Consider the following 25,504-nt stretch of genomic DNA (forward strand, 5'->3'; position numbering starts at 1 on the left):
CGCCGAAGGGCTACTCTGCGGCATGGTCACCATGAAGGACGTCGCCGCAGCCGCCGGCGTTTCGCAGGCATCGGTGTCCTACGCCTACAGCGGCTCACCGCGCGTGTCGGCGGCTCAGCGCGAGCACATCCTGACGGTGGCTGCGGCGATCGGCTACACCGGGCCGAACGTCGCCGGAAGCAGTCTGCGCCTTGGCCGTATCGGTGCTGTGGGCGTCCTGATTCCCGGCTCACTGTCGCTGGCCGTGGAGGATCCATCCACGATGCTGCTGCTGAAGGGCATCGTCGAAGTCGGCGAACTCGCCGACGTCGCACTGACCCTGTTGCCCGTCGACGCACCGCAGGCCGACGGTGGCCCGATCAAACCGGCGATGCTGCGTGGGCTGGTCGACGGCGTCGTGATGCACGCCCTCGTGGCCGATCATCCGGTGGTGCAGGCCGTACTGGCCCGCGGAATCCCCGCGGTGGCCATCGACTCGCCGCGCATCGCCCATCTCCCGTACGTCACAGTCGATCACGAGCTCGCGGGAATCCAGCAGATGGACCACGTGCTCGACCTGGGCCACGAACGCATCGGTGTGATCACCGACCGGCTCGCTCCCGGATCGTCGTCCGGCTTCCGGTACTGGTCCGACGCCGCGGTGTCCAAGGAGCTCTACCTCCGTGAGCGGTTGAGCGGCTATCGGCGGGCGATGGACGATCGCGGCATCCGCGTCACCGACGTTGCACTGGTGGAGGCGGCGAACATCGACATGGCCAGCGGCATGGCCGCAGCCGAGCTACTCCTTCGAGAGTTCGCCCCGACGGCGATCGTCGCGACGTCCGACGTGCACGCCGTCGCTGCCCTGAAGGTGTTGGCCGCCAACGGTGTTGCCGTACCGGCGCAGGTCTCGGTGATCGGATTCGACGATGCACCGATCGCCGACTTGATGGGCCTGACGACGGTGCACCAACCGCTGCAGGACAAGGGCCGAACGGCGGCGAGAATTCTCCTCGACCTGATCGCGGGGCACACGCGCCGGCGTTCGATCAAGAAGACCGACGTGGTGGTGCGGTCCACGACGGCATCGCCACCTCGATAGCACCCTGGTCCCCACCCGAGACCACGGCCCCACACAAGACAAGGCCGCCGGGACGTTGCGTCCCGGCGGCCCCGTTATGGTCGGCCGACCCGTCAGTCGGCTGTTCCGACCGGCTCACGAGGTGGCGTGCGGTGGGGGTGCCGCGGCTCGGCCACCGGCGGAGTCGGCTCGGCCAACGGCACGTCACCCGCGAACGATGCCATGTCGTGACGAGCGCGGTGCTCGCGCAGCAGATCCGCGATCGCGATGGCATCGCCTTCCGGCGCAGTGGATTTGCGGTAGGGCTTGGCGATCCACATGTACAGCAGACCGGCGGCGGCGACGATCAGGAACCCGATGAGGGCGATCCAGCGGTCGAAGAACGGCAAGCTCGGGTCACCGTTGGGCCTGGCGAGAACGATCATCGAGAACACGCCGTAGACGAGCGCCCCGATTCCGACCGGCCAGCCCCACTTGCCAAGCGACCACTGTCCGCCCGGCTTCCAGCCCTTGGCGCGGGCGCGCAGCGAGGCGAACACCACCATCTGGAAGGCGAAGTAGCCAGCCAACATCTGGAACGCCGCCACCCGGAACAACGCGTCGGGCAGGAAGTACAGCAGCACGAAGAGACAGATGGGCAGGAAGGCCACCAGAATCGTCGAGTTCACCGGAACCTTGCGGCTCGAGATCTTCTTGAAGATCGCGGCGCCGGGGAACATGTCGTCGCGGGCGAAGGAGAAGATCAACCGGCTGCCCGCGGCTTGCTGACCCATTACGCACGCCAGGAACGACGTCAGCGCGATGACGAGGAAGATCTTCGTCCCGACTTCGCCGAACGTTGCGGTGAGTATCGCCGTAATCGGGTTGGCCACTTCGCCATTGACGATGGCCGCCAGGTTCGGTGCGGCCAGGATGTAGCCGACGAAGGCGAAGAGGGCGGCACCACCGCCGAGAACGACGGTCAGGACCATCGACCGTGGGATGGCGCGGCCGGGATTGGGCGTCTCCTCGGCAACCTCGCCACACGCCTCGAAGCCGTAGTAGAGCACCAGGCCGATGATGGCCGCCGTCATGAAGGCACTGAGGTAGTCGCCGTCACCGCCGGTGCCGAAGGTGTTGAACAGAACCGAGAAGTCGTTCTTGCGCGCGAAGATGAGCAGGTAGAGCCCGACCACGACGATGCCCGCGACTTCGGCGGCGAGGCCGATCTTGGCGATGGTGGCCAGCGTCTTGGATCCAGTTGAGTTGAGCCCCAAGCAGATCAGAACGACGATGGTCGCGATGACGAGCTTCTCGAGCGGTGTCGACGAGATGTTGGAATCGGCGTTGAACAGCGCAAGGACGAAGTCGGCGCTGAACATGGCCGTGGTGGTGCAGCCGACGATGACGCCTGCGATGTAGATCCACGACATGATCCAGGCGTACTGGCCGTTCCACAGTCGCCGCGCCCACTGGTAGAGACCGCCGGCAATGGGGAACTGCGACACGATCTCACCGAAGACCATCGCCACCAGCAGTTGGCCGAACGCGGCGATCACCAGCCAGAGGATGGACGGTGGACCGGCGGTGGTGAGCGCCTGGGTGAACATCGACAGCACGCCCACCATGGGTGACAGGTAGAGGAATCCGAGCGCGAAGTTCGACCATTGGCCGATCTTGCGATCGAACTTCTCTTCGTACCCCAGCACGCGCAGATGGGCGTCGTCGCCGGAGAGCGACGTCCTCCCACCGTTGGTTTCTGACATTTCGATTCCCTTCAAGACTGGGTCTTCTCGTGATCGCTACGGGCCGCGTGTGATTGCCGCCACAGTTGAATTGTGGTTGAACGGAAGGGACCGAGGCAGACCCATTGTGTGCAAGGGATGTTCACGTGATTTCACGCAGTGACTAACGGACTGGAGCCGGTCACGGCGCGGTAATGCGGCCGAAACGTGCAGGTCAATGCCATTGCGGCGGACCTCCTTACGCTTCGACATGCTCTGCCAGCCGAACGCTACTGCCTGGCCGCCCACGCGATGCCCTGCTTGGTCAGGCGGCGGACGTCCTCGCCTGCCAAGTCTTGCGGTGCATGTCCGATCGAGTGGTAGAACACCCGACCCGCACCCCACTGCCGCACCCATGCCACCGGGCTCTTGAGGCCGTCGAGCCACGCGAAGTGCTCACCGGTGAAGGTCGTTTCGGCGAGGACGGTGTTGTTGGGGTCGGTGCTCATGTAGTACTGCTCCGACGCCACCGCGAAGTCGTTCACCCCACGGCTCACGGGGTGGTCGTGATCGATCACGTTGACGTCGTAGGGCTGCGGATAGCCCTCCCCCGCCGGGTGCGCGAGGAAGTCCCCTCCGAGCATCAGGTGGTAGCGCAGGCTGGACCTGAATGCCGCCGCCGCCCCGTGCCACGCCACGACGCCGGTCCCCGCCTCCACGGCGGCCAGCAGGTGATCTTCCTGGGAGTCGGAGAGGTCCTCCGTGGTGAGCGCGTTGTTCCACCCGAGAATGATGAGGTCGTAGGCGGTCAGGTCGCGGTCCAGCGTGAAGATGTCCTGCGACTCCTCGACGTCGAACCCCAACTCCCCCACCAGTTCTCGGGTCCACTCGGCGATGTTGTATGGCCGGTGCCCCGGCCAGCCGCCGTAGAGGTACAAGACGTTGGTCATCGAAATGCGTCCTTCCCGTGCGTGAGGTCAGCGACCGTGCTCGACGACACCATTTCTCTGGGCTTGAGCAACGATTCTGGCAGCAGAAGTTCGGCGACGCGATCAGCGGTCATCAGCCCCTCTTCCACGACGAGGTCGGGGATCGACCTGCCGGTGTGCAACGCCGTCTTGGCGACCCGCGCCGACGCGGCATAGCCGATGTATGGGCTGAGCGCGGTGATCACGCCGATCGAGTTCGTCACCGAGTCGTGCAGCCGCTGCTCGTTGGCGCTGATCCCGGTGATGCACCGGTCGATCAGCGTGCGGCAGGCGCTGTCGAGGTGGGTCAGAGACTGAAACAGGCTGTGCGCGATGATGGGCTCGAAGGCGTTGAGCTGTAGCTGGCCCGCCTCGGCGGCCATGCTGATGGTGACGTCGTTGCCGACGACCTCGAATGCGACCTGGTTGACGACTTCGGGGATGACCGGATTGACCTTGCCCGGCATGATGCTCGAACCCGACTGCACCGCAGGGAGATTGATCTCGTTGAAGCCCGACCGCGGCCCGGACGAGAGCAGGCGAAGATCGTTGCAGATCTTCGACAGCTTCAACGCGGTGCGTTTGAGCACGCCGGACATCTGCACGAACGCGCCGACGTCCTGCGTGGCCTCGACGAGGTCGGGCGCGGTCGACATCACGAGCCCGGTGATGGCGTTCAGCTTGGCGCACACCAGGGCGGCATACCGGGGATGGGCGTTGAGTCCGGTCCCGATGGCGGTGCCGCCGAGATTGATCTCCGAGACCAGCCGCGCCGCCTCCAGCAGCCGCTCGGCGTCCTCGGCGACCATGACCGCGTAGGTGCCGAATTCCTGGCCGAGTGTCATGGGCACGGCGTCCTGCAGTTGCGTGCGACCCATCTTTAGGACGGATTCGAACTCTGCGGCCTTGGCACCGAATGCCGCAGCGACGTCGAGCAGCGTTGCGTGCAGCGCGGCGATGTGGACTTGCAGCGCCACCTTGATCGCCGTCGGGTAGACGTCGTTGGTGCTCTGACTGCGGTTGACGTGCTCGAGGGGATGCAGCACGTCGTAGTCGCCGCGGGCGGCGCCGAGGATTTCCAGCGCGCGGTTGGCGATGACCTCGTTGGCGTTCATGTTCGTCGACGTACCCGCGCCGCCTTGGATGACGTCGACGACGAACTCGTCGTGCAAGGCGCCGGAACGGATCTCGACGCAGGCGGCGACGATCGCGTCACCGCGCCGCGCGTCCAGCAGGCCGAGCTCGCAGTTGGCCATGGCCGCCGCCTGTTTCACCGCTGCGAGGGCGGATACGAACTCCGGGTAGGTGGACAGCGCGATGCCCGAGATGGGGAAGTTGTGCAAGGCGCGCGCGGTGTGGACGCCGAAGTAGGCGATGGCCGGCACCGCGTACTCGCCGAGCGAGTCGCGCTCCTGACGTGTCGAACCGTCGACGTCGAACGCGAGTGACACGCTCACCGCCAGGTACGGGTCGGCGCCACCATCGCAGCGCCCGGCAGACCGGTGTAGAAGCCGTCGGTGCTGCACGTGGTCAACTCCATCTGCATGCCCCACGGCGTTTGGAAGTAGAACCAGCGTTGGCCGGCGACCGGCGCCTGCGGGTCGACCCCGTTCGGGCCCTCCTGCACCGTAACGCCGGGAATCGACCGGACGTAGGCGTACCCCGCGTTGATGTCGTCGACGTAGAACGCCAGATGGTGGCCACCGACGTCACTGTTGCCGGGCGGCACCGACTGTTGCTGCGGCGCAACGTACTCGAAGAGTTCCACGTTGTGGTGTTGACCGAGGCGCAGCATGGCCAGCGAACACTTCGCCAACGGGTCGACGTTGAGGCGCCGGCGCATCCCGTCGGACTTCTCGTCGGCGAACGGTCCGTCGGTGAAGATCAGTTCCGCTCCCAGATGGTCGACGAAGAACCGGACGGCCTCCTGGAGGTCGGGCACCGTGAAGGCCACGTGGTCAACGGCACGCATCGTCGGTATCCGCGGTTGCACACTCGATGTCATGGATCGTTCTCCTCGATGAGTGCGGCTACGAGACCGTGGCGCTGAACTGGTGATCGGACCACGGCAGCGGGTCCCCGCCGTACTTCGCGGCGCGAACGTCGGCCGACCGCGCGTGTCCTTCGAAGTTCTCCAGTCGGGCGGCGCGTCCGGCGATCCGACCGAGTTCGGCGCTCGAGTCCACGTTGTCGATCTCCTGGTAGGTGACGGTCTTGAGGTACTTGCCCACCCACAATCCTCCGGTGTAACGCGCCGCGCCCAACGTTGGCAGAACGTGGTTGGTGCCGATCGCCTTGTCGCCGTACGACACGCACGTCTGCTCACCGAGGAAGAGCGCGCCGTAGTCGTGCATGCCGGTCAGCGCGGCACGCGGCTCGGCGGTCAGAATCTGGACGTGCTCGCTGGCGTAACGATCGGCCATCGCGAACGCCTCGTCCAGGGTGTCGACCAGGTGCACCTCGCCGTGCTGGTCCCATGACACCGCTGCCACGCCTGCGGTCGGCAGGTTCTGCAGCTGTCGCGACACCTGCTCGATCGTCTCGCGCCCCACCCGCTCGGACGTCGTGATCAACACACACGGCGAGTCGGGCCCATGCTCGGCTTGGCTCAGCAGATCCGCGGCGACGACGAAGGGATCGGCCGTATCGTCGGCGACGATCAGCACCTCGGTCGGACCGGCGAACAGGTCGATGCCGACTTCGCCGAACAGTTGCCGTTTCGCTTCCGCGACGTAGGCGTTGCCGGGGCCGGTCAGCAGGTTGACCGGGGCAATCGTCTCGGTGCCCAGGGCAAGGGCGCCGATGGCCTGGACACCGCCGAGCACGTAGATCTCGTCTGCGCCGGCCAGGTGCATGGCGGCCACGCTGATCGGCGGTGCGCTGCCGTTGTTGGGCGGCGTGGTGGCCGCGACGCGCTCGACGCCGGCCACCTTCGCGGTGACGACCGTCATGTGCGCGGACGCGGTCAGCGGGTATCGCCCACCCGGTACGTATGCGCCGGAGGCCGACACCGGCACGTGCTTGTGCCCGAGCCGCACACCGGGAAGCGTCTCGATTTCGACGTCGAGCATCGAATCGCGCTGAGCGCGAGCGAAATTGCGCACCTGGCGCTGCACGAACTCGAGGTCGTCGATGACGGTGGTCGGCAGGCTCGACACGATGGCCGCCACCGCCGCCTCGTCGAGGCGGAACGTCTCGGGGCTCCAGCCGTCGAAAACCTGGGAGTACTTGCGTACCGCCTCGTCGCCGTTGGTGCGGATGTCATCGAGCACTTCTGCCACGGTCTCCACGACCCGAGGGTTGCTCTTGCTCGGCGCGTGCACGTTGGCGGTCGGCGCCTTGAGTGTCTCCGGCACTGTGTATCTCCTTGCGCTACTGGACTTCGAACGTCGCTGGCGTCTAAGCGCTGCCGACGTAATTCCAGTCTCGGCGACGCCCACACCCGCGGACAGACGCATCATGTGCAGCGGATCGGCGATCCGGTGCACACTTCAGACCCGTGCCGCGGCGCGGGCGGTCGCCGGAATCCGGCGGGCGGCCCGCTCGCCCTCGTGCACGGCTTCCATCATCGTTCGGCTGGCGATCGCATCGCCGATACGCTCCACCCGGACTCCGCGGTTCTTCAGCGCGAAGTACAGGTCGGCGACCGGGCGGTGCCACCCGGCCAGGATGACGGTGTCGACGTCGGCGATGGTGGCGGGTCGGCCCTTCTCGGTGAGGTGCACGGTGCTGCCGTCCACCGCCGTCATCGTCGTGAACGGATGAGTGGTCAAGCCGGACTGGTGAATTCGCGGAACGGCGAGGTTCGCGCTGAACGGTCCCAGCTTGGCGCCGACGTAGGGCAACGGCGTCAGGATCTCGACCTGGTGGCGTTGGACTTGCAGTTGCAGCGCCAGGCCGATGCCCTTCCACCCGCCTTCGCCGTCGTCGACGATCACCACGTGCCGACCGACGGGCCGGTCGTGTTCGAGGACGTCCCATACGGACAGGACGTGTTCCTGGTCCAGGCCGGGCGTGAACGTGATGCCCTGGGCGAGGTTGCCGACGATGTCGTCGCCAGGCGCCGAGCCGGTGGCCACGATGACGTGGTCGGGGTCGAGCGCGAGGATCTCCTCAGCCGTCGGCGACCAGCCCAGCCGCAGGTCCACGCCGTACTTCCGCGATCATCACGTCGAGATGATCGACGACACCGGCGATCTCACCGCGGCCCTCGATCTTTGAAGCGATCCGCAGTTGGCCGCCGGTGCGCGTGCGCCGCTCGACGAGGATCACCTCGTGGCCCTGGCGCGCAGCGGTTTCCGCGGCCTTCATGCCCGCAGGCCCGGCGCCGACGATCACGACGCGACGGCGGAAGGTCGCCTGCACCAACGTGCCGATGCCGAGCTCCTGCTCGTAGCCGGCCGCCGGATTGTGCACGCACGACGAGTGGGTGACGTCGAAGAGCCGATCGATGCAGCCCTGATTGCATCCGATGCAGCGTCGGATCTCGTCGACTCGGCCGTCCCTCATCTTGTTGACGGTCTCCGGGTCGGCGATCTGCTGGCGCGTCATCGCCACCATGTCGGCGTGCCCGAGGCGCAGGATGTCGGCGGCGTCCAGCGGCTCGATGATGCGCCCGACCGCGATGACGGGAACGTCGACGACCGACTTGACCGCTGCGGCGAGACCCTCCCAGATGCGCTTGGGATGCTGCATGTCCGGCACGTTCTGGTGCGCTTCGTTGTAGGTGGCCGCCTTCACGCAGATGTAGTCGATCTTGCCGGTGGCCGCGCACGCCCGCGCGATCTGCTGGGCGTCCGTGACCTCCAGTCCGCGGGGGCTGAAGTCGTGGCCCTGCAGGTTCATTCCGATGAGGAAGTCCGGTCCGGTTTCCTCCCGTACCGCGTCGATGACGCGCAGGACGATGCGCATCCGATTCTCCAGGCTGCCGCCGTACTCGTCGGTGCGGTGGTTGGAGAAGTTCGACAGAAACGAAGCCAGCAGATATCCCCCGTAGCCGGAGTGGATCTCGACGCCGTCCATCCCGCCCTGCTTGGCGTGCCGTGCACTGACGGCGTGCGCCTCGACGATCTCGTCGATGTCCTCGGGTTCCATCTCCTTGGGCATCTCGAGGTTGAACGGGCACGGCGTATTCGACGGAGCCCACAGTGCACGTTCGGTGAACGTCGAATGCCCCTGTCGGCCACCGTGTCCCAGCTGCATGACGATTCGGGCGCCGTACCCGTGGACGGCGTCGCTGATCTTGCGCAGGCCCGGCACGATCTCCGGCAGCCACGCACGCGGCTCCCCCGGCACGTCCTGTGAGGTCGGATGGATCTGCGGGAAGGCCATCCCGATCAGGCCGACGCCGCCCATCGCCCGCTCGCGGTAGTAGGCGACGTGCTGATCGGTGGGCAGGTAGTCCTTGGCCATGCCGGTCCCGTGCCCGGTCATGACCACCCGGTTGCGAATCTCGGTCCTGCCCAGCGTGATCGGCTCGAAGAGCGGGGCCAGAACCGGGTCGACGCCGAGCGTCGACGTCACGTGAGCACGCCTGACTGGCCCAGCCGCAGGGCGAGCGCCGCAACGGTGATCGCGGGATTGACGGCGGCCGACGAGGGGAACGTCGAACTGTCGGCGATCCAGAGGTTCTCGACGTCGTGGGTCCGTAGGTCCGCGTCGACGACACTGGTGGCCGGGTCGTCGCCCATGCGGGCGGTGCCGCACTGATGCGACGTCGCTTCGACGCCGAGGCTGCGGGTCAGCGCGATGGGGAAGCCTGCCTTGCGCACCACCTTCTTCATCCGCTTGATCAGCTCGCGGTGGGCGGCGAGGTTGGTCTCGCGCCGCGTCAGGCAGATCTGGTTCGACGAGCTGAGGAAGACGCGGTTTTCCGGCAGCGGGAGGTCCTCGGTCTGCAGGAACAGGTCGAGGGTGTACTCGGTGACCGTGTCGAGGATCGGCATGGGCACCCAGGGCTTGCCCATCTTGGCTTGTGGTCCGCGCAACTTGCCGAGGCCCTGCACGTTCCCCAGCGGGAACTCGGTCGTCGGCCCAGCGGTGTACCAGTCGTTGATGCCGACCGTCTTCTGATAGACCGCCTCGTTCTTGCGGCGCGGGTCGATCGCCAGCAGGAAGGTGGTGACGTGTGCCATGTAGTTGCGGCCGACTTGATCCGAGGAGTTCGCCAGGCCCCGAGGGTGCGCCTGTGAGGCCGACCGCAGCAGCAGCGCCGCGGTGTTGACCGCCCCGCACGCCACCACGAAACGCTTGGCGCGGACCTGTATTTCGCGGCCGTGGTGCCGAATCCGGGCAGCCGTGACTTGCTTGCCGCTGGCGTCGGTGTCCAACCGCAGCACCTCGGCGTTGGTCATCAGCCGTACGTTCTTCGAGCGCGCGCTCAGGGCCGGACGCACGGCGGCGACGTCCGCGTCGCCCTTGGCGTCCACCATGCAGGCGAACGAGTCGCAGGTGTAGCACAGCACGCATGACCCACCCAGGTGTCGGTCGAGGGCTTGCGGTGCCGAAAACGGATGTAGCCCTTGCTTTCTCGCGCTTTCGACCAGCCGTGCCATCGCCCCCTCGTGCGGGACGCCGGGAAAGGGATAGTCGGCGGTGCGCCAGGGGTCGGTCGGATCCTCCCCCTTGTTGCTGTGCACCCAGAACATGTGTTCCGCCTGGCCGTAGAACGGCTCCAGCGCGGCGTAGTCGATCGGCCAGGCCGGCGACGTGCCGTCGACGTGCTCGATGGGGCCGAAATCGCATTCCCGGAAGCGCGGCAGCGTTGCGCCGTACAACTTGGTGCTGCCACCGACGTAGTGATAGTTCCCGGGGACGAAGTCCTTGCCGGTCGTGGCGTCGCGCCACGCCGCGGAGTTCTTGTAGCGGCCCTGGGTGTGAACGGCGTCGAAGGACCAGTTCTCCCGCTCAGTCGGGAGGAAGTCGCCCTGCTCGATGATCAGGACGTCGGCACCGCTGTCCCGCAGGGCATACGCGAGAGTGCCACCTCCCATGCCGGAGCCGACGATGGCGATGTCGGTCTCGAGGATGTCGGGTGGATCGGTGACGATCTGCGAACGCAACGCCGCGACTGCGGTGGACATGATGGCTCCCTGGACTGAGGGCTCACGGATCAGACCGTGACAAAGAACTTCAAGACTCAACCTAGAGGCGTGCAGGCCGCCGGGCGAGGCGCAGAGTGTGCAGCCGTCGCCGAGCGCCTGCACACTCTGTGCAGGCTCCGAAGTGGAAGAAGCTCAGCCGTTCTTGCGCTGGAGTAGGTCGTGCCCGCGCACCGCGAAGATCAACGCTTGGCGGGTGTCCGGTTCGTCCAGGGAGCGCCCGAGCAGGGCGGTGATGCGTTCGAGGCGGTAGTACAGCGTGCGGCGCTGGACGAACAGCTCTTGAGCGGTCTGACTCTTGTTTCCGTCGCAGGCGAGATAGGTCCGCAGCGTGGGCAGCAGCGGATTGGTCGCCTTCGCATCGTGCTTCAGGATCGGCCCCAACTCGTCTTCGATGTAGCGGGCCAGTTCGGGGCCTCCTGCCAATGAGGCCAGCAGTCGCAGCACCCCGAGATCGTCGAACCGGTGCACGCCCTTGTCCGGGCGGGCCGCGGCGACCGACGCCGCGTTGCGCGCCTGCTCGATGGCGGTGACGAGTTGGTCCGCGCCGACCGGGCGGCTGATCCCGGCGCGCACGTCGAGGGTGGCGAGCCGCTCGACCACGCGCTTCTCCGAGCTGGTCCGCGACAGGCCCATGATCGCCAGGGTGTGGTCGCCGAGGTCCGCGACGACGGCCGGGACGTGGAGCGCCCGGCACAGCTCCTCCATCGCTTCGTCGCTGGTGGGACCGGTCGGTTCCTCCTTGACCACGAAGACGGCGACCAACGCCCGGTCGCGCAGGTCGCGGCCGATGCGCAGTGCACGGGCGACGAACGCGTCGCCGGAGATGTCGCCCAGCAGCAGCCTGCTCACCAGGGCGTTCTGGCGTTGCGCCGACTTGGCGCCGCTCTCTCGCGCACCCAACAGCGCGATCGCGATGCCGTCCGTTGCCCGGTCGAGGGCGTACCCGGCGGTGCCGACCATCGCGCCGCCGCCGTGCAGCACGTGCAACCAGCCCCAGCGCTCGCCACGAAGCACGACGGCCCGCCTGGTGCAGTTGTGCGCTTCGTGCCCGTTGGCGCCGTCGGTGCTCGCGGCGTCGTGATCGATGCGGGAGTGGTGCTCCCACTGGGTGAGCACCTCATCGCCGGCGGGTGAACCCCCGGAATAGGCGACGACCTGACGGGTGGCGTCCTCGAGGACCACCGGAAAGCCCACCTCGGCGGCGAGCGCATCGGTGAACAACACGTGGTCGCGGCCGGCGAGCAGCAGCTGCATGAAGGTCGCGTTGAGCCGCTCGTAGGCGCTGAGGTCCAGGACGCGCTGATCGACGATCGACTCGTGCACCTGTGCCGACACCTCGACGAAGGGAAGTTCCCCATCGAGTCCCACGACCGGGAAGCCCCGCTCCTGGGCGGCCTCGACGAGGGCAGGCGGCATGGTGTCGAAGGCGCGTCCGCTGAGCTCGATGATCAGCACGGCGGCCTCTGCGTCGGCGATCTCCGCGATGTACTGGCGTTGGCGTTCAGGGGTTGAGCCGATGCCGAGCCCGGCGGTCAGCAGCATCTCACCGCCCCTGAGAAACTGGGCGATGTCGGGTATCTCGGTGGGGTGCACCCACCGGATGGCTCGGCTCAGACTCTCCTCGCCGGAGTACACCTTCCAGGGGATGCGATCGAACACCTCGAGCCGAAGCGCTGCCTCAACAGTCATCGCCACAGACGCGTCTCCGTTCACCCTGTGCATGCGATGTGGAATCGGCTGCACATCGTGAGTCTAACGCCGAGCGACCGGGGACCGTCACACTGGACGTGACGGTCGTCGCAACTCCATTGCCGGTGCGCCGGCCAAAGGTCATGACAGAGAGGACATCCGATGCCAAAGCTCAACGGCGGGCAGGTCATCGCCCGCATCCTGAAGGAGTACGGGGTGCCGTATGTGGCCGGCATTCCCGGACACGGCATCTGGGGCCTGATGGACGCGTTCAACGAGGACGAATCCAAGATCCCGTTCATTCAGACCTATCACGAGCAGAGCGCGGTGCACCTCGCCGACGGCTACTACCGGGTCTCGGGCAAGCCGATGTGCGCGGTCACGTCGATCGGCGCGGGCGCCGCCAACACCGTGTTGGGCATGGCCACCGCCTACAGCGACTCGACCAGCGTGCTGGTGATCACCGGCGGCCCGCCCCGCCACATGCGCGGCCGGGGCGTCCTCCAGGAGCTCGAACGCCAGAAGGACAACGGATTTCCCCAAGTGGCGGAGGCCGTGTCGAAGCGCAGCTGGATCGCCAACAGCATCGAGGATCTGCCGTTCGTGATGCATCGGGCGTTCAGCGCCATGCTCACCGGACGGCGGGGGCCCGCGCACATCGAGGTGCCGTGGGATCTGCACGCCGAGACGGCCGAGGTCAACTTTCACGACCTGGCCCGCCGGCTTCCCGTGGGATTGCAGTACCCCGACCCCGAGGCCATCTCCCGCGCGGTGGAGGTGCTGGCGACGGCCAAGCGTCCCGTGATCGTCGTCGGCGGCGGCGCCATCAGCGCGAACGCCACCGACGAGGTGCGCGCACTGGCCGAGGGCCTGTCGATCCCGGTGGTGACGACGTGGAACGGCAAGAGCGCCTTCCCAGAAGACCACGACCTGTTCGTCGGCAGCGTCGGCCAGACCGGCACCATCCACGGCAACTACCTCGCCGCCAACGCCGACGTCGTCGTCTCGGTCGGGTGCCGCTTCACCGACTGGTCGTCATCGAGTTACGCACGCGGCAAGTCGTTCTCGTTCCCACCGGCCAAGCTGATCCACATCGACATCGACCCGCACGAGATCGGCAAGATCTACCCCGCCGAGGTCGGGATCCTCGCCGATGCGAAGCCCGCGGTGGCGGCAATCGTCGACTCACTGCCCGCGCAGCCGGACCGCACGGAATACCTCGCCGAGGTTGCCGAGCGAAAGGCGGAGTGGGAGAACGAATTGTCGTCGCGTCGCGACAACGACCGCTTTCCGTTCACGTTGCAGCGTCCATTGGCGGCGTTACGTCAGGTGATGGACCGCGGCGGCATCGTGCTGGCCGGTTCGGGCAACACGCAGGGCGCCGTGAAGCAGACCTTCCCGGTGTACGAGCCCCGCACGCACCTGACGACGGGCGGGTTCTCCGCCATGGGCTGGCCCGTGCCTGCCGCGCTCGGCGCGAAGCTGGCCGCACCAGAGCGTCAGGTCGCGTGCATCACCGGCGACGGTGACTTCCTGATGACCGCCCAGGAGATCGGTGTCGCGATTCAGCACGACATCGCCGTCGTGTTCGTCGTGCAGGACAACTCCGGGTACATCTCGATCCGCGGCGGCCAGCGCAACGCCACCGACCGGATCATCGGCACGGAGTTCAACCGCCCCGACGGCACGCCGTACAGCCCGAGTTTCAAGGACTTGGGCAAGTCGTTCGGGCTGGAGTCGTTCCGCGTCGACTCGGTGGCCGACCTCGAGCCGACGTTCAAGCGGGCGTTCGACGCGAAGGCTCCGGTCCTGGTCGAGGTGCCGACCGACCGCGATCTGGCCAGCCCGTTCGTGCCCGGCTGGCTGGACTTCCCGCCGTTGCCTCACATCACCGACGAGCGCGCCGACGAGTACCGCGCGATGCGCGCCAGCGAGCAACACCAGTAGGAACCGATCTCTCCGCCGCCGCCCGATGCACCGGGCGGCGGCGGATTGGCATCAGGACGCAGGTGTCGGCGCATCCGGGCGAATCAGCTCCGCGCTGCGTAGCTCGTCCCAGAAATCAGCTGGCACAGCCGTTTCGAACAGTTCCGCGTTGCGGGCTTGCTGTTGGGCGTTGCGGGCGCCGATGCAGATGCTGGTGACCGCAGGGTGCGCGTAGGCGAACTGCAATGCGGCGGTAGCGAGTTCGACGTCGTGGCGGCGGCATACCTGCTCGATCGCGGCTACCTTGTCCAGGACGTCCTGCGGTGCCGGGGCGTAGTTGAACCGCGCACCGGGCACCGCACCCGTGGCAAGGACGCCGCTGTTGTACACGCCGCCGAGAACGATGCCGACGCCCCGCTCTTCGCACATCGGCAGCAGCGTGTCCAGCGGTTCCTGCTCGAGCAATGTGTAGCGGCCCGCCAGCAGGCACAGGTCGGCGTCGGTGGCCTTGATCGCGTCGGTCATCACGTCGGTTTCGTTGACGCCGAAGCCGATCGCCTTCACCACGCCCTGGTCACGCAGTGACTCCAGCGCAGGAAACGCGCTGACGAGAGCGCGCCGGAAGTACTCGGGTTGCGCCGCCCCGTGGGTGTAGCGATCGCAGTCGTGGATGAACAGGGCGTCGAAGCGGTCGGTGAGCATCCGCTGCATGCTCTGCTCGACGGCGCGCATCACCCCGTCGTAGGTGTAGTCGAAGTCCGCGACCAACGGCGGGATGTCCTGGTACTGGCCATTGACCGTGGGGGCGCCCTTCGTGGGCGTCAGGACGCGCCCGACCTTCGTCGAGAGCACCATGTCCGCTCGGTCGTACGCACGGATGGCCTGACCGAGCCGATACTCGCTGAGGCCGTTGCCATAGCCCGGCGCGGTGTCGAAGAACCGCACGCCCTGCTGCCATGACTGCGAGACCATCTGGTGCGCTTCATCATCGGTGAAGACGCCGTTGAAGTTGCCGATCGGCGCGCCGCCGAAGCCCAGCGCGGTGAAGCTCAACCCCGATCGGTCGTGGAATCTGGTATCCGATACCCGCATGATGCGCCTCCTACCCGAGCCTGCCGACGGCTGCGGAGCTGAACTCCTTCGCGAGCGCCGCGAAGCGTTCGATCTGGGTCTCTTCGGTGCTTGCGAGCGGTTGCAGGATCACGGCGTCGGCGCCATGGGAGAACAGTCGCTCCACCGCTCGGCGGCAGTCATCCTCCGAGCCGGTGATGGCAACGTCAGAGACTGCAATCGCGGCCCCGTCGGCGCCGCCCAATTGGTGGGCGAGAGCGGGTTTCACGAGTTTCGCGCGCACGATGTCGTGGAACTTGGAATCGGACTCGAGCTGATCGGCGTCGGTCATGTTCGCCCAGACGAAGACCGTGATGCGGGTTCCACTCCCCACCGTTTTGCGGACCGCGGCGACGTACTCCGGCACGGACCCTTCGGCGAGGATCAGGCCGGCGCCGACCTTGGGAGCCAGTGCGATGCCCTTGGGTCCGCGCACCCCGAGGCTGACGACGGGCGTCTCCGAGGGCGGCTGCGTCAGCTGCACGGCATCGAGGTGCACGTGGTCACCGGAGAACGTCACCGATTCCCCACTGATCAGCCGGGGAAGGACGGCGGCGACCTCGGCCAGGCAGGTCATCAGACTGTCGGGGTGGGCGCCCACCTGTTCCAGCCAGGACGGCACGCCGTGGCCGATGCCCGGCCGAAAGCGGGAGGGGAACATGCGCATGACGGTGGCGAACTCCATCGCGAGATAGGCGACGTTTCTTGCTGCCGCGGGCGCGATGCCGAGTCCGACGTGGAGTCGATCGGTGCTCGCCAGGGCTGCCACCACCTGACTCATCCCGCCGGCGAGACCGAGGTCCTCGCATACCCACAGTTCGGCGAATCCCGCGCGCTCGACCTTCTTCGCCAGCCCGGCGATGTCCTCGCCAGGACGGCCATCGATCTTGAATCCCAATGTCACTAGAAGACCCTCTGCTCTCGTCTGGTTCGCCACGATTTCGGGCGCTACCTCAATTGCAGTGGAGCTTCGGCGCGCGGCACAGACACAAGGTGAGAAGCAAAGGCCCTGCACATTGCACTGATCCCGTTGGGCAGTGACATCGCGAATCCGAGGTCGACGGGCGGATCTCCCCCACGTTTCCTACCGTCACGCCAGGCGGGCGATGACGCCTGTGAGTTCGTCGAAGCGAGCGCGCTTGTCTGTGGTGAGGAGTGTGCGGCCGGTGGCGCGCGCCGTGGCGGCGATGATGAGGTCGTGCGGGCCGCGGGTTCGACCGGCGCGGGCTGTCTCGGCAAGTAGCTGGGCGTGGTGTTCGGCGACGGCAGTGTCGTAGTCGCTGACTGGTATGACTCCCAGAACCTCTGTCAGGAACGCCTTTTGTGCGGCCTGACGACCGGCGTCGGGATCGAGGTGGACTCCAGCGAGGTATTCGGCAATCGCGACGGCGGGGATTGTGATGTCTGCGTTGGCGGGCACCGTGGATCGTCCCCGGACTGCGGCTACGAGGACGCCTGTGTCGAGGATCAGGCGGTCCACGGGTCGCTGTCTTGTTCGGCCGACGCCGAGTTGCGTGCCTCAGCGACGCGTTCTTCGAACGCCTCGTCAAGCGCGTCGGTGTTGCGCCATCGGGTGATGACTTCGTTTAACGCGGCCCCGTTGGAGGCGGGTGCCGCCGTGATTGATGCGATGCGCCGGCCGGCTCGAGTAACGACGATCGTTTCGCCGTGTTCGACGGAGTCGAGAACGGCGGAGAAGTTTCGCGATGCCTCGGAAGCGGTGATCTCTCGCATGGCAATCATAATATCAGAATCAGAGAGTTTGATCTCGAATCGCGCGCACATGCGGCGGATTTTCGATGGCCTCGGCGGCGCGCGCGGTGATCGCCTCCCAGTCGTGTGCGGCGACGAGATGGCCTGGTGTGAGCCATGATCCGCCGACACAGGCCACGTTGGGCAACGCCAGGTAGTGCGCACTGTCGGCCCGGTCGATCCCGCCCGTCGGGCAGAAGGTGATGTCGGGCATCGGGCCGGCCAGCGCACGCAGCGCCGGCACGCCGCCCGACGAGGCGGCGGGGAAGAACTTCATCTCGGTGATGCCCCGTTCGAGCAACGTCAGAGCCTCGCTGGCGGTGACCGCGCCGGGCAGGATCGGCACCGGTTGCTCGAGCATGGCGGCCAGCAGGCGGGGGCTGGCGCCGGGTGAGACCAGGAAGGTGGCGCCGGCGCCGACGGCCTGGGACGCCTGCTCGGGCCGGATGATCGTGCCGGCACCGACGGCCATGTCGGGAACCTGCTGAGCCACCGACGCGATGGCCTCGAGCGCCTCGGGGGTGCGCAGGGTGATCTCCATGGTGTCGATGCCGCCGGCGAGCAGCGCACGGGCCAGCGGCACGGCGTCGGCGGCGCGGTCGAGCACGACGACCGGGATGACCGGCCCGCGGTTCATCACGTCGATGGCGGTCTTCGGCTGGTCGGTCATGGGCGTACCTCGGCGTGTAGGGCGGCGGATCCGTGCCGGTGCAGGTTGTCGGCGAAGTCGACGACCCGGTCGGTGAACGCGCGATCGCCGGCCACCTCGTCGCCGACGACGGTGGGATCGGTGACCAGTCGCCGCACCGCGGCGGGCACGGTCGTCCCTGCCACCGCGTCGCGGAGTTCGTCGGCGCGCGGGTCGCTGAGCGGGAGCGGATGACCGGCCGCATCGACCGGATCGATGACGTGCAGCGCCCATCCGGCGATGCCTAGCGCCGCCCACGTTGCCGTCGCGCCCTGCGCCGCGCGGGCGGAGGCGGTGCTCAGCAGGCGCGGCCCGATCTTCTGGGAACCGTCTGACGCGACTTGAATCGTGGTGTGCGGCAACGCGGTGTTGCGGAAGCGGGCCAGCACGGACTCGCCGTATTCGGCGACGTCGACACCGGGCGGCGCAACCAGCGACGGGCCGACGTCCTCGGCGAACAGTCGCCTGCACACGTCGGCGAGCATCGGGTCGGCGACGGCGTCGGCGATCGACCGATGTCCCAACCGCAACCCGAGATAGGCCAGCATCGAATGCGCGGCGTTGAGCATGCGCAGCTTCAAGTGTTCCCACGGCATGACGTCCTCGACCAGCCGAGCGCCCACCGCAGACCATGCCGGCGCCGGGCCGGCGAACCGGTCCTCGATGACCCACTGCCGGAACGGTTCACAGATGACCGGGCTGTCGTCACGGACACCGGTGCGACGTTCGAGCTCGGCGATGTCGGCGTCGGTGGTGGCCGGGACGATTCGGTCGACCACCGTCGACGGGAACGCCGCGGCCGTGCGATCGAAGGCATCGCCGTCGAGTCCCGCCGCCGCGGCGAAGTCCCGGACCAGCGCCTCGAGCAGACGTCCGTTGTCGGGCAGGTTGTCGCACGAAATCACCGTCAGCGGCCCCGCTCCGGTAGCCACGCGGCGTGCGATGGCGCGCGCGAGTACCGCGGGCACCGTCCGCGGACTCTCTGCGGAGAGGTCGGCGCGCACCTCGGGATCGTCGAGGCGAAGGCGCCCCGTGACGGCGTCGCGCCGGTAGCCCTTCTCGGTGACGGTCAGGGTGACCACGTGAACGGCGGGATCGCAGATCCGGTCGATCACGGCGGCGGGGTCGGCGGCTGCGTCGCGCGCCTCGCGCAGTACGCCGATCACGCGGGGTGCCGCCGCTGCGTGGCCGCGTTCCACCACCGTGTACAGCCCGTCCTGTGGGCTCAGCCGCTCGGCGGCGGCGCCACTGCGTTGGGTGAAAGCCGCTATCCCCCACTGGGTATCACCGGTGTGGCGCATGGCGTCTTCGGTGTAGACGGCCTGATGCGCCCGGTGGAACGCCCCGAGCCCGAGATGGACTTGTCCGACGGTCACGGACCGCGGATCGGGATCCGGTGCGCTCGACGTGCCGTAGTTCTGGTAGCTCAGCCTGGTCATGCCGGCACCCCGGCGTGGGCACGCACCGTCTCGAGTGGCGCGATGCCGCCGCTGCCACCCGTTCCGCCGACAGCCAATGATGCTGCCGCAGCACCCAATTGGACGGCGGTCCGCAGGTCGTCGCCGAGGGCGAGCCGCGCGGTCACGGTGCCGGCGAACACGTCGCCGGCCCCGGTCTGGTCGACCACCTGCGGCGCCGGATAGGCGGGTTGCCAGTGCACCGTGACGTCGTCGACGTGGACACCGGTGGCGCCGCAGGTCACCGCGACGGCCGCGGCGCCACCGGCTCGTAGTTTCGCGGCGGCGTCCGCGGGATCGGAAACGCCGAGCAGAGTGGCACATTCGTGGGGTGCCGATGGGGTGACGAGGGCGCAGTACGGCGCGATCTCGGCCAGCAGGGCCGCGGCCTCCTCAGCGGTGGTCAGGCGTGGCCGGAAGTTGGGGTCGTAGACGAAGCGCCGGGCACGTCGTGCGGCCTCGAGCACCGTGGCCCGAGCGGTCGCGGACAGCGCTGCGGTGATGCCGCTGACCAGGACACCACCGGCGTCCTCGAGCAGCGCCTTAGGCAGATCCTCCGGGCTGAGACCCGACCCTGCGGATCCGGTTCTGGCGTAGCAGAATTGACGATCACCGAGGGGGTCGGCGTGCTGGACGTAGATGCCCTGGAAGCCGTCGTCGCGGCGGATGAAGCGGGTGTCCACCCCGATCTCGGCGAGCCGGGTGTACACGGCGGTGCCGAGTTCGTCGTTCGATACCCGGGCGATGACCGCGACGCGGGCGCCTGCCGCGACGGCCGCGGCGGCGGTGTTGACCACGTCGCCCGACACCGCGAACGAGCACTCCACACCGGGCGCGATCGGCCCGTGCGTGCTGATCTCGATGAGCGGCTCACCGAGCAGCACGACGTCGACGCCGGGTCTGGGTGCGTTCACCAGTCGTGGACCGATCCATCGGTCCGGCGGTTGACCGGAAGGCTTTTCGGGTCGTACGGGAAGCGCGCGGCCGCCTCTTCGTCGATCTCGACACCCAGCCCCGGCGCGTCACCGGGATGCATCAGGCCGTTGTGGAAGGTCCAATCGGTGCGGAACACCTCACCGGCGGGATCGCGGTGACCCATGAACTCCTGCACGCCGAAGTTCGGAATCGCCATGTCGACGTGCAGCGCCGCGGCGAAGGACACCGGGGACAGATCGCCGGCACCGTGCGAACCACTGCGCACGCCATAGAGTTCGGCGAGCGAGAAGATCTTCCGCAGGTGCGAGATGCCGCCGGCGTGCGATACCGAGGTGCGGATGTAGTCGATGAGGCGCTCGGTGATCAGGTGCTGGCAGTCCCAGATGGTGTTGAACACCTCTCCGACCGCGAGCGGCGTGGTGGTGTGCTGCCGGATCAGGCGGAACGCCTCCTGGTCCTCGGCGGGCGTGGCGTCCTCCATCCAGAACAGGCGGTGCTCTTCGAGATCCTTGCCGAGCCGGCCCGCCTCGATCGGGCTGAGCCTGTGGTGCACGTCGTGCAGCAGGTGCACGTCGAAGCCGAAGCGTTCCCGCACCGCGCCCAGCATGTGGGGCGCGAATCTGAGGTAGGGGCCGGTTTCCCAACTCTCCTCGGCGGGCAGGTGCCCCGACGCCGGCTCGTAGAGTTGCACCTCCCCCGGATGGACGCCGTAGACGGTGTCCATGCCCGGGATGGCGCACTGGGCGCGGACGGCCCGATACCCGCGGTCGAGGTAGCCGGCGAAGTCGTCGAGCATCTCGTCGAGACTGCCGCCGCTGGCGTGGCCGTAGACCATCACGCCGTCACGCGCGGCGCCGCCGAGCAGTTGGTACACGGGCAAGCCGGCGACCTTGCCCTTGATGTCCCACAGCGCGACGTCCACGGCGGCGATGGCGGTCATGGTGACCGGGCCGCGACGCCAGTAGGCACCCTTGTAGAGGTACTGCCAGGTGTCCTCGATCTGGTGCGCGTCGCGGCCGATCAGCTGAGGGCAGAGGTGGTCTCGAAGGTACGACGCGACGGCGAGTTCACGGCCGTTCAGGGTGGCGTCGCCCCACCCGATCAAGCCTTCGTCGGTGGTGATCTTCAACGTGACGTAATTGCGTCCGGGTGCGGTGATCAGCACATCCGCGCCGACGATCTTCATTGCTGGTCTCCTTCGAGGAGTGCGAGTGCCACGTCCTAGTCCTTACATACAAGCTCTAGTTCGCAGGCTCTGTCAACAGGTGCGGTATGGAATAGACTGTCGCAATGACGACGGTCCCCTCCAAGGGCTCCAATCGGGAACGGGTGTACGCCGAGCTTCGTCGACGCATCGTGACGTTGGAGTTGGCGCCCGGCGCCTCGCTGTCGGAGAACGAGCTCGCCGCACAACTCTCGGTGAGCCGCACGCCGGTGCGCGAGAGCCTGATCCTGCTTGCCGACGAAGGCCTGGTCCACATCTTTCCCAAGCTGGGATCGTTCGTCGCCCGCATCGACCCCGTGAAGGTCGCCGACGCGCAGTTCGTCCGCGAGGCCATCGAGCTCGCCTCCATGCCGGATGCCGTGAAGCTCGTCGACGACGTCGCGATCGCCGAACTGCGTGAGCTGATCGCGGCCCAGAACGCCACGACCGACGTCGACACCTTCTTCGAGCTCGACGAACAGTTCCACCGGTCGCTGCTCGCCGCGGGCGGTCACGGCAACGCCTGGCGCACCGTCGTCGGAGCCAAGGCGCATCTCGATCGAGCGCGCCGGCTCGGAATGATGAGCGAGAGCTCGATTCAGTCCCTGACCTGCGAGCATGCCGCCGTCGTCGATGCATTGGAGTCGCGCGACGAAGAGCAGGCAACGGCCGCCCTGCGCACCCATCTGCGCAAGGTCTTCACCGACATCGAGAAGATTCGCACGCGCTCGCCCGAACTCTTCTCCGACGGCACCACGACCCGGCCGACCCGCCGCGTCGTCGCCGTCTGGCAATAGCCGTCTGGCATTAGCCGTCTCCCAGTAGCCCTCTCGAGCGGCAGTCCCACGTACCCGTCCGCCTGACGAGGCACGGACCAACTTTGTCGAAATCAGATGTTGACAAGGCTTGGCTGTCAGGGCTTGTATGTAAGTGATCGGGCTCACGTGCGGCCACCCCTACGAGCGAGGAACACAGCGATGACCAACTACGTGGAAGCGCCATCGGGGGGTGTCGCCGAACGGTCGACGCGCGATCTGACCAAGGCGGCGGTGTCGGGCTGGCTGGGCACGGCGATGGAGTTCATGGACTTCCAGCTGTACTCACTGGCGGCCGCCATCGTCTTCAACAAGATCTTCTTCCCCGACGTCAGCCCGGCCATCGGCCTGATCGCGGCGATGGCGACCTACGGCGTCGGCTACGTCGCGCGGCTGGCGGGTGCGATCTTCTTCGGACGCATGGGTGACCGGATCGGCAGACGGAAGGTCCTCTTCATCACGATCGCGTTGATGGGCGCCTCGACGACCTTGATCGGCGTGCTGCCGACCTACGCGGCCATCGGCATCCTGGCGCCGATTCTGCTCGTCGTGCTGAGGCTCATCCAAGGCTTCGGCGCCGGCGCCGAGATCGCCGGTGCCACAACGATGCTCGCCGAGTACGCACCAGCGAAACGCCGCGGCGTCATCGCGTCACTGGTATGCCTCGGCACCAACTCCGGAACACTCGTCGCCTCGGGACTCTGGGCGCTGCTGCTCGCCGTGCTGAGCGACGAACAACTGCTCAGCTGGGGCTGGCGCGTGCCCTTCCTGCTGAGCTTCGTCCTGATGATCTTCGCGGTCTGGGTGCGACGAAACCTCAAGGAAAGCCCCGTCTTCGAGGAACGGCCGGACGTCGTGGACGGTGTCGCGCTCTCCCGCGACGAACTCGAGGCAGCTGCGGCGAAGAAGCAAGCGAGTGTTCTCGAGGCCGGGCTGCACCAGCGCAAGGGCAAGGCGTTCCTGGTCGCGCTCGGCCTGCGGTTCGGGCAGGCAGGCAACTCCGGCCTGGTGCAGACGTTCATGGTGGGCTACATCGCATCGACCCTGCTGATGAACAAGTCGGTGGCGACCAGCGCGATCATGTACGGCTCGTTGCTCGGATTCGCCACGATCCCGGTCGTGGGATGGCTCGGCGACCGGTTCGGACGGCGCCCCGTCTACATCGCGCTGAGTTCGTTGACGATCCTGTTCGCCTTTCCGATGCTGCTCATGATCACCAGCGGCAGCAACGTCGCACTGCTGCTGGCCATGGTGATCGGCCTGAACATCGGTGTGCTTGGCCTGTTTTCATTGGAGAGCGTCACGATGGCGGAACTCTTCGGGTCCCGCACCCGGTTCACCCAGCTCGCGCTCGCCAAGGAGATCGGCGGCATCCTCGCCACCGCGATCGGGCCCATCCTCGCCGCCAGCCTGACGGCGGCGACCGGAAGCTGGTGGCCCATCGCCGCCATGCTCATCGTGTACTCGCTCATCACCCTGGTTTCCGCCGCGATCGCACCGGAGACCCGCGGCCGCGACCTCGTCCAGCTGCAGGACGCACTGTGAAGGCAGTCGTCGTCCACGGCGCCGGCGATCTCCGGGTCGACGAACTACCGGATCCCGTTCCGCATGCCGGCGAAGTGCTCATCGCGATGGAGTGGGGCGGGATCTGCGGATCCGACGTCGCGTACTGGCGGCACGGCGCGTCGGGCACCGCGGTACTCAAGGACCCGCTCGTCCTCGGTCACGAGATGGCGGGACGGATCGTTCGGACCGGGGCCGGCGTCAGCGGCCTGAACGTCGGGCAGCCGGTAACGGTTCATCCCGCCACACCGGTCGGCGGCGACGTGCTGCCGGATCGCCTCGCAGGTCGCACCAACCTGTACCCGCAGATCAGTTACTGCGGCTCCGCCGCGTTCCATCCCCATACCGACGGTGGGTTCAGTGAGCTGAAAGTGGTTCGGGCGGATCAGATTCGCCCCCTTCCGGACGACGTGGGAACCGATCAGGGTGCGCTCGCTGAGCCGCTTGCGGTCGCCATGCACGCCGTCAACAGAGCGGGCGACCTTCGCGGTCGCGACGTCCTGGTGAACGGCGCCGGTCCGATCGGGTCGCTGGTCGTCGCGGCGGCGAAGCATGCGGGCGCGGCCACCGTGATCGCGGCGGACGTCTCCAATGCCCCGCTCTCGATCGCCCGAGCGATGGGTGCGGACGTGCTGGCCAACCTCGGCTCCGGTGACGCGCTGCCGGCGGACGTCGAGGTGGTCTTCGAGGCATCCGGCTCCCCCGCGGCCCTCGGCGCCGTCCTCCAGGCGACGGCGCGTGGCGGCACCCTCGTCCAGGTCGGAAACCTGCCGGGCACGCCGACGCCGGCGAACCTGGGCAGCCTGGTCACCAGGGAGATCACGTGGATCGGGTCCTACCGGTTCGTCGACGAGATCACCGACGCCATCGCGGCGATGCGCAACGGTCTCGACGTCAATCCCCTGATCACCCACCGCTATCCGATCGACCAGGCCGCAGCCGCCATCGCCGTCGCGGCCGACCGCGACAGCGGCAGCAGCAAGGTGCTCATCCGGCTCGCACTCTGAATCATCCGGCGCAGAAGGCAAATTCAGCAGACGTCAATTTCTCGCGCTTCGTCACACTGGCCTTTGACGGGATGCGCTGCGGGATCAGTGTGCGGCCGTGGGTGAGTCGACGTCCCAACGAACGTTGATCTTGATTCTCCGCAAACACCTGGCTGTCAGTGTCGAAGAAATCGATTGCCAACGTGGGTAGTGAACGGCCACAATCGATTTGCCCGGCACACCCTCGTGACTCGAGCATTCTACGGTCTGCCTGGCGCCGAAGAAACTGCGGAGGGGATTCGAATCATGCGCTGTCGCAAGGGCGACGAAGTCACTGCACGCCGACAGATCGAAGGAATGAACGTACCGTTGGTGCCGGAGGGGTCCCGTGGCACGGTAGCGGCGACCACGTTGCTCGGTAGGCCGAAGAAGGTGTTCTTTGCCGTCTCCGACGGATGGGGACTAAAGCGGTTCCACGTGGACGTGCAGCGCGGCGACGTGGATTTGCCCGGCTGACAACCGGTCGCCCGCCAAGCCCCATCCC

Annotated in this window: 24 protein-coding genes; 6 read left to right on the forward strand and 18 right to left on the reverse strand. The window is 67.3% G+C overall.

Translation table 11 applies throughout. From position 1 onward, the window contains the following. Nucleotides 1-22: 22 nt before the first annotated feature. On the forward strand, nt 23-1,081 hold the full coding sequence (locus N536_RS0110710; RefSeq protein WP_029113609.1) for a LacI family DNA-binding transcriptional regulator: 1,059 nt from the start codon (nt 23-25) through the stop codon (nt 1,079-1,081). A gap of 92 nt (nt 1,082-1,173) precedes the next feature. Here N536_RS0110710 and N536_RS38015 read toward each other — a convergent pair whose 3' ends face one another. The 9 genes from N536_RS38015 to N536_RS0110755 all read right to left on the reverse strand — a co-directional run bounded on the left by N536_RS38015 (nt 1,174) and on the right by N536_RS0110755 (nt 12,523). Beyond that, complete coding sequence (locus N536_RS38015) at nt 1,174-2,805, reverse strand: APC family permease (protein WP_064751533.1); 1,632 nt, start codon at nt 2,803-2,805, stop codon at nt 1,174-1,176. A 248-nt stretch (nt 2,806-3,053) separates the two neighbouring features. Beyond that, the gene (locus tag N536_RS0110720) at nt 3,054-3,713 is read right to left on the reverse strand and encodes a ThuA domain-containing protein (protein WP_029113610.1); all 660 of its coding nucleotides are present in this window, start codon (nt 3,711-3,713) and stop codon (nt 3,054-3,056) included. Beyond that, complete coding sequence (locus N536_RS38020) at nt 3,710-5,182, reverse strand: aspartate ammonia-lyase (protein ID WP_051574420.1); 1,473 nt, start codon at nt 5,180-5,182, stop codon at nt 3,710-3,712. The genes N536_RS0110720 and N536_RS38020 overlap by 4 nt, the downstream gene beginning before the upstream one ends. Before the next feature lie 2 nt (nt 5,183-5,184). Beyond that, entirely contained in the window at nt 5,185-5,736 is a 552-nt protein-coding gene (locus N536_RS38025) for a VOC family protein (RefSeq protein WP_081809142.1), read from the reverse strand. Between the two features lie 25 nt (nt 5,737-5,761). Continuing rightward, nucleotides 5,762-7,087: a histidinol dehydrogenase gene (hisD, locus tag N536_RS0110735; RefSeq protein WP_036435949.1), complete on the reverse strand. Its 1,326-nt coding sequence runs from the start codon at nt 7,085-7,087 to the stop codon at nt 5,762-5,764. Nucleotides 7,088-7,222: 135 nt separating this feature from the next. Then, nucleotides 7,223-7,879, reverse strand: a complete 657-nt coding sequence (locus N536_RS43320) for an FAD-dependent oxidoreductase (RefSeq protein ID WP_029113612.1) — start codon at nt 7,877-7,879, stop codon at nt 7,223-7,225. After that, nucleotides 7,845-9,254, reverse strand: coding sequence for an FAD-dependent oxidoreductase (locus tag N536_RS43325; protein ID WP_029113613.1), 1,410 nt, complete (start codon nt 9,252-9,254; stop codon nt 7,845-7,847). The genes N536_RS43320 and N536_RS43325 overlap by 35 nt, the downstream gene beginning before the upstream one ends. Next, nucleotides 9,251-10,813 (reverse strand): FAD-dependent oxidoreductase, encoded by a 1,563-nt coding sequence (locus N536_RS0110750; RefSeq protein WP_051574401.1) that lies wholly within the window; start codon nt 10,811-10,813, stop codon nt 9,251-9,253. The genes N536_RS43325 and N536_RS0110750 overlap by 4 nt, the downstream gene beginning before the upstream one ends. Nucleotides 10,814-10,966: 153 nt before the next feature. Further along, complete coding sequence (locus tag N536_RS0110755; protein WP_036435950.1) at nt 10,967-12,523, reverse strand: PucR family transcriptional regulator; 1,557 nt, start codon at nt 12,521-12,523, stop codon at nt 10,967-10,969. A gap of 162 nt (nt 12,524-12,685) precedes the next feature. Between N536_RS0110755 and N536_RS0110760 the strand changes: the two genes are divergently transcribed. Continuing rightward, complete coding sequence (locus N536_RS0110760; RefSeq protein ID WP_029113616.1) at nt 12,686-14,470, forward strand: thiamine pyrophosphate-binding protein; 1,785 nt, start codon at nt 12,686-12,688, stop codon at nt 14,468-14,470. A gap of 51 nt (nt 14,471-14,521) precedes the next feature. On the opposite strand, the gene N536_RS0110765 is transcribed toward N536_RS0110760, so the two are convergent. The 8 genes from N536_RS0110765 to manD all read right to left on the reverse strand — a co-directional run bounded on the left by N536_RS0110765 (nt 14,522) and on the right by manD (nt 21,578). Then, nucleotides 14,522-15,541 carry an aldo/keto reductase gene (locus N536_RS0110765; protein WP_029113617.1) on the reverse strand — a complete coding sequence of 340 codons (1,020 nt, stop codon included), beginning with the start codon at nt 15,539-15,541 and terminating at the stop codon, nt 14,522-14,524. Between the two features lie 10 nt (nt 15,542-15,551). Beyond that, the gene (locus tag N536_RS40695; RefSeq protein ID WP_051574402.1) at nt 15,552-16,463 is read right to left on the reverse strand and encodes an LLM class flavin-dependent oxidoreductase; all 912 of its coding nucleotides are present in this window, start codon (nt 16,461-16,463) and stop codon (nt 15,552-15,554) included. 186 nt (nt 16,464-16,649) lie between these two features. Further along, nucleotides 16,650-17,039: a PIN domain-containing protein gene (locus N536_RS0110775; protein ID WP_029113618.1), complete on the reverse strand. Its 390-nt coding sequence runs from the start codon at nt 17,037-17,039 to the stop codon at nt 16,650-16,652. Then, nucleotides 17,027-17,293 carry a type II toxin-antitoxin system Phd/YefM family antitoxin gene (locus N536_RS0110780; RefSeq protein ID WP_036436014.1) on the reverse strand — a complete coding sequence of 89 codons (267 nt, stop codon included), beginning with the start codon at nt 17,291-17,293 and terminating at the stop codon, nt 17,027-17,029. The genes N536_RS0110775 and N536_RS0110780 overlap by 13 nt, the downstream gene beginning before the upstream one ends. 19 nt (nt 17,294-17,312) lie before the next feature. Further along, nucleotides 17,313-17,981 (reverse strand): bifunctional 4-hydroxy-2-oxoglutarate aldolase/2-dehydro-3-deoxy-phosphogluconate aldolase, encoded by a 669-nt coding sequence (eda, locus tag N536_RS38035; RefSeq protein WP_051574403.1) that lies wholly within the window; start codon nt 17,979-17,981, stop codon nt 17,313-17,315. Next, entirely contained in the window at nt 17,978-19,438 is a 1,461-nt protein-coding gene (locus N536_RS0110790; protein ID WP_029113620.1) for a mannitol dehydrogenase family protein, read from the reverse strand. The genes eda and N536_RS0110790 overlap by 4 nt, the downstream gene beginning before the upstream one ends. Continuing rightward, on the reverse strand, nt 19,435-20,370 hold the full coding sequence (locus N536_RS0110795) for a PfkB family carbohydrate kinase (protein ID WP_029113621.1): 936 nt from the start codon (nt 20,368-20,370) through the stop codon (nt 19,435-19,437). Before N536_RS0110795 ends, N536_RS0110790 begins: the two co-directional genes overlap by 4 nt. Further along, on the reverse strand, nt 20,367-21,578 hold the full coding sequence (gene manD / locus N536_RS0110800) for a D-mannonate dehydratase ManD (protein WP_029113622.1): 1,212 nt from the start codon (nt 21,576-21,578) through the stop codon (nt 20,367-20,369). Before manD ends, N536_RS0110795 begins: the two co-directional genes overlap by 4 nt. A gap of 104 nt (nt 21,579-21,682) precedes the next feature. Between manD and N536_RS0110805 the strand changes: the two genes are divergently transcribed. The 3 genes from N536_RS0110805 (at nt 21,683) to N536_RS0110815 (ending at nt 24,981) form a co-directional block, all read left to right on the forward strand. Next, on the forward strand, nt 21,683-22,393 hold the full coding sequence (locus tag N536_RS0110805; protein ID WP_029113623.1) for a GntR family transcriptional regulator: 711 nt from the start codon (nt 21,683-21,685) through the stop codon (nt 22,391-22,393). Between the two features lie 180 nt (nt 22,394-22,573). Next, complete coding sequence (locus N536_RS0110810; protein WP_029113624.1) at nt 22,574-23,956, forward strand: MFS transporter; 1,383 nt, start codon at nt 22,574-22,576, stop codon at nt 23,954-23,956. Beyond that, complete coding sequence (locus tag N536_RS0110815) at nt 23,953-24,981, forward strand: L-idonate 5-dehydrogenase (protein WP_029113625.1); 1,029 nt, start codon at nt 23,953-23,955, stop codon at nt 24,979-24,981. Before N536_RS0110810 ends, N536_RS0110815 begins: the two co-directional genes overlap by 4 nt. Before the next feature lies 1 nt (nt 24,982). Here the strand turns inward: N536_RS0110815 and N536_RS38040 are convergent, their stop codons facing one another. Further along, entirely contained in the window at nt 24,983-25,162 is a 180-nt protein-coding gene (locus tag N536_RS38040; RefSeq protein WP_036435954.1) for a hypothetical protein, read from the reverse strand. A gap of 104 nt (nt 25,163-25,266) precedes the next feature. Between N536_RS38040 and N536_RS0110820 the strand changes: the two genes are divergently transcribed. Beyond that, nucleotides 25,267-25,476, forward strand: coding sequence for a hypothetical protein (locus N536_RS0110820; protein ID WP_155948539.1), 210 nt, complete (start codon nt 25,267-25,269; stop codon nt 25,474-25,476). Nucleotides 25,477-25,504 lie beyond the last annotated feature (28 nt).

It is taken from the genome of Mycobacterium sp. URHB0044, from assembly GCF_000620625.1.
Taxonomy (GTDB): domain Bacteria; phylum Actinomycetota; class Actinomycetes; order Mycobacteriales; family Mycobacteriaceae; genus Mycobacterium.

Bases quoted from the DNA above. Each gene is read 5' to 3' on its own strand.
- N536_RS0110710 (WP_029113609.1), top strand. From the start codon at position 23: ATGGTCACCATGAAGGACGTCGCCGCAGCCGCCGGCGTTTCGCAGGCA.
- N536_RS38015 (WP_064751533.1), bottom strand. From the start codon at position 2,805: ATGTCAGAAACCAACGGTGGGAGGACGTCGCTCTCCGGCGACGACGCC.
- N536_RS0110720 (WP_029113610.1), bottom strand. From the start codon at position 3,713: ATGACCAACGTCTTGTACCTCTACGGCGGCTGGCCGGGGCACCGGCCA.
- N536_RS38025 (WP_081809142.1), bottom strand. From the start codon at position 5,736: ATGACATCGAGTGTGCAACCGCGGATACCGACGATGCGTGCCGTTGAC.
- N536_RS0110750 (WP_051574401.1), bottom strand. From the start codon at position 10,813: ATGTCCACCGCAGTCGCGGCGTTGCGTTCGCAGATCGTCACCGATCCA.
- N536_RS0110755 (WP_036435950.1), bottom strand. From the start codon at position 12,523: ATGACTGTTGAGGCAGCGCTTCGGCTCGAGGTGTTCGATCGCATCCCC.
- N536_RS0110760 (WP_029113616.1), top strand. From the start codon at position 12,686: ATGCCAAAGCTCAACGGCGGGCAGGTCATCGCCCGCATCCTGAAGGAG.
- N536_RS0110765 (WP_029113617.1), bottom strand. From the start codon at position 15,541: ATGCGGGTATCGGATACCAGATTCCACGACCGATCGGGGTTGAGCTTC.
- N536_RS0110780 (WP_036436014.1), bottom strand. From the start codon at position 17,293: ATGCGAGAGATCACCGCTTCCGAGGCATCGCGAAACTTCTCCGCCGTT.
- eda (WP_051574403.1), bottom strand. From the start codon at position 17,981: ATGACCGACCAGCCGAAGACCGCCATCGACGTGATGAACCGCGGGCCG.
- N536_RS0110790 (WP_029113620.1), bottom strand. From the start codon at position 19,438: ATGACCAGGCTGAGCTACCAGAACTACGGCACGTCGAGCGCACCGGAT.
- manD (WP_029113622.1), bottom strand. From the start codon at position 21,578: ATGAAGATCGTCGGCGCGGATGTGCTGATCACCGCACCCGGACGCAAT.
- N536_RS0110805 (WP_029113623.1), top strand. From the start codon at position 21,683: ATGACGACGGTCCCCTCCAAGGGCTCCAATCGGGAACGGGTGTACGCC.
- N536_RS0110810 (WP_029113624.1), top strand. From the start codon at position 22,574: ATGACCAACTACGTGGAAGCGCCATCGGGGGGTGTCGCCGAACGGTCG.
- N536_RS0110820 (WP_155948539.1), top strand. From the start codon at position 25,267: ATGCGCTGTCGCAAGGGCGACGAAGTCACTGCACGCCGACAGATCGAA.